We start from the raw sequence: 3,319 nt of genomic DNA, 5'->3' as shown, positions 1-3,319 counted from the left end.
GCGAAAAGAAACACGACCAGCGGCAGGGAGATCACCAGTAAGGCGCCGCTGACGCGATGGGCGAAGGAGACAACCCCGGTGACGGGCAGATGAATCCGGAACAGATTAAGAAATTTTGGCCGCACGTTTTTTGTTGTCATTGTTTACCAGTCTAGCGGTTTCAGCGCCGGCGTCCAACCGGAGGCATCAGGTGCTAACAACTTACGAGAAGCGCGCAATCAATGTTACTATCAACCATCTGCTGACACATATCAAGCGGCGAATGGTCAAGTTATGAACAATGAATGGCACACGTTTTTACAACAACAACAGGCGACAATCGAGGGCGATCACGTCATCGATTTCGGTGACGCGGCACAGGAGCGCCAGACGGTCGAGTCCGACACCGTGCTTGCCGATCTCTCCCACCTGGGCCTGATCGCCGCTGGCGGGAGCGACACCGAAACTTTCCTGCAGGGACAGTTCACCAATGATGTCCAGCAGGTGACGCTGCAACAGAGTCAGTTGACCGCCTATTGCAATCCCAAGGGCCGCATGCTCGCCAGCATGCGCCTGTTTCGCCGTGCGGATCGCTATTTTCTCAGCCTGCCGCGAAGCGTCCTGGAACCGACTCTCAAACGCCTGCGTATGTTCGTCCTGCGCAGTGACGTGAGCCTGAGCGACGCCAGCGACGAACTGGCCCGCTTCGGTCTGGCCGGCCCCGACGCCGAAAAACTGCTCGGGTCACAACTGCCGGTCCTGCCCGAAGCCGTCGATGAGGTCGTGCAACACGCGGATCTGACCATAATCCGGATACCCGGCCAGCAGCAGGCCCGATTTGAAATCCACGGCCCGTCCGGCGCGCTGACAAGCTTGTGGCAGGCATTACAAACCGGCGCCTCACCGGTCGGTTATCCCGCCTGGAGCTGGCTGGACACCGTGGCCGGGGTTCCCACCGTGGTGCCCGAAACAGTCGAGACCTTTGTGCCACAAATGGCCAACCTGCACAGCCTGGGCGGTATCAGCTTTACCAAGGGCTGTTACACCGGTCAGGAAGTCGTGGCCCGCATGCACTATCTGGGCAAGCTCAAACGGCGCATGTACCGGGCCCATGTCGACATCGACACGCCCCCGGCCCCCGGCGAACCGATCTACAATGCCGGCGCGGGCACTGACAACAGTGCCGGCAAAGTGGTTCTGGCGCAGCCCGCCCCCCGGGGCGGGGTGGATTTGCTGGCAGTATTGCAAATCAGCAGCGTCGAGGCCGGTCCGCTTCATCTCGGTCAACCCGACGGTCCCGCCCTGAGCCTGCTCGATTTACCCTACGAGGTTGCCAACGAGGCCTGAGGGGCCCCACTGAACGGTCCGATTAAACTTAAGTCCCTGACCCATCTGCCGATAATTTCAGCAGACACCCCGTTTGACGAAGGAGCATTGCGTGTCCTTACAACAAGAATTCATTAATGAGCTGCTGTCGGATTTAAAGAACGACAAACTGGTTCTGCCGACGCTGCCCGAAGTGGCCCTCAAGGTTCGAGATACCCTGGAAGACGACAATGCCTCGCTGATTGATGTTGCCAGAGTGGTCACTTCCGACACCGCGCTCTCCGCCCGCCTGATCCAGGTGGCCAACAGCCCCCTGCTGCGGGCCAATCGCCAGATCGAAACCGTCGAAGCCGCCGTGACCCGTATGGGCAGCAATATGGTGCGTAATCTGGTCACCAGTATCGCCATGGAGCAGATGTTCCAGGCCACCTCCGACATCACCGATAAACGGCTGCGCAACCTGTGGGAACACAGCACCGAAGTCGCGGCTATCAGCAGTGCCCTGGCGCACACCCAGTCTGGGCTGCAGCCCGATCACGCCCTGCTGGCCGGCCTGGTACACGACATCGGGGCCCTGCCCATCCTCAGCCGGGTCGAGGACTATCCCGAACTGCTGGAAGACGAGCCAACCCTGGATACCATCATCGCCACCGCCCACCCGAAACTGGGCGAAGCCATTCTCAGAGCCTGGAACTTCCCTGACGATATCGTCGCTGTCGCTGCCGACCACGAGAATCTGGAACGGGATCATGACGGTCCGGCTGATTACACCGACCTGATTATCGTTGCCAACCTGCAAAGCCTGCTGGGCACCGATCATCCTCACACCAAACTGGACTGGAACAAAGTCCCCGCCTTCGGCAAACTCGGCCTGGAGCCCGATGTCAGCATCGTCGACATCGAAGTCGGCCAGAACGTCGAGGCGGTCAAGGCCGCGCTCAGCACCGGCGGCTGAACAAACCAACAACACCACAACAAAAAGCCGGCGTCAGCCGGCTTTTTTGTTCCATTGATTCAGATTTACTTTACAAAACGCAGAGGTCGCAGAGGCGCGGAGACGCAGAGAAATAACAATGTTACATTCTAAATGTTGAATTTTGAATTAAAAGGTATCGGTGTAATTCAAAATTCATAATTCAACATTTAAAATTATCTTTTCACCCTCCGCGCCTTTGCGTCTCTGCGACCTCCGCATTTTTTCAACTTGAGCCCAAAAGGGGTAAAACTCATCCGGCATCCGGCCGCATGTGCGGGAACAGCAGCACGTCGCGGATCGAGGGCGAGTCGGTGAAGAGCATGACCAGGCGGTCGATGCCGATGCCCTCGCCCGCGGTCGGGGGCATGCCGTGTTCCAGGGCGGTGACGTAGTCTTCGTCGAAGTACATCGCCTCCTCGTCGCCGGCTTCTTTCTCCTCCACCTGCTGACGAAAACGTTCGGCCTGGTCCTCGGCGTCGTTGAGCTCGGAAAAGCCGTTGGCGATCTCGCGCCCGCCGACGAAGAATTCGAAACGGTCGGTGACGAAGGGGTCGCTGTCGTTACGCCGTGCCAGGGGGGAGACTTCGGTGGGATAGGCGGTGATAAAGGTCGGATCCTTGAGGCGATGCTCGACGGTCTTCTCGAAGATCTCGATCTGCACCTTGCCCAGGCCGTAGCTCGCTTTGAGTTCAACACCCAGTCGTTTGGCGTGTTCGCGGGCCTTGTCGAGATCGTCCAGATCGTCTGACTGAATATCCGGATTGAAATGCAGGATCGATTCTTTCACGCTCATGCGCGCAAACGGCTTGCCGAAATCGTAGGTCTCGCCCTGATAGGTCACCAGCGTGTTGCCCAGTACGGACTGGGCGGTATCGCGCAGCATGGCCTCGGTGAGATCCATCAGATCGCGGTAGTCGGCATAGGCCTCATAGAACTCGAGCATGGTGAACTCGGGGTTATGCCGGGTGGAGAGACCTTCGTTACGGAAGTTGCGGTTGATCTCGAATACCCGCTCGAACCCGCCGACCACCAGGCGCT

Annotated in this window: 3 protein-coding genes; 2 read left to right on the top strand and 1 reads right to left on the bottom strand. The window is 58.6% G+C overall.

The genetic code is table 11. The features are described from left to right. Positions 1 to 273 precede the first annotated feature (273 nt). Both RI563_RS11805 and RI563_RS11800 read left to right on the top strand, forming a co-directional pair. Positions 274 to 1,326 (top strand): folate-binding protein YgfZ, encoded by a 1,053-nt coding sequence (locus RI563_RS11805; RefSeq protein ID WP_310694585.1) that lies wholly within the window; start codon positions 274 to 276, stop codon positions 1,324 to 1,326. 91 nt (positions 1,327 to 1,417) lie between these two features. Continuing rightward, on the top strand, positions 1,418 to 2,260 hold the full coding sequence (locus RI563_RS11800; RefSeq protein ID WP_310694584.1) for an HDOD domain-containing protein: 843 nt from the start codon (positions 1,418 to 1,420) through the stop codon (positions 2,258 to 2,260). A gap of 271 nt (positions 2,261 to 2,531) precedes the next feature. Here the strand turns inward: RI563_RS11800 and RI563_RS11795 are convergent. Beyond that, positions 2,532 to 3,319: amino acid--tRNA ligase-related protein (locus RI563_RS11795; protein ID WP_310694583.1), on the bottom strand; the 788-nt coding region annotated here is incomplete at its 5' end.

The sequence above is a fragment of the Thiohalophilus sp. genome (genome assembly GCF_031581315.1).
Classification (GTDB): domain Bacteria; phylum Pseudomonadota; class Gammaproteobacteria; order UBA6429; family Thiohalophilaceae; genus Thiohalophilus.
Note: the sequence above shows the minus strand (reverse complement) of the source record. Positions and strands in the feature narration are given on the sequence as shown.

Coding starts and splice junctions, on each gene's coding strand:
- RI563_RS11805 (WP_310694585.1), top strand. CDS start 274: ATGAACAATGAATGGCACACGTTTTTACAACAACAACAGGCGACAATC.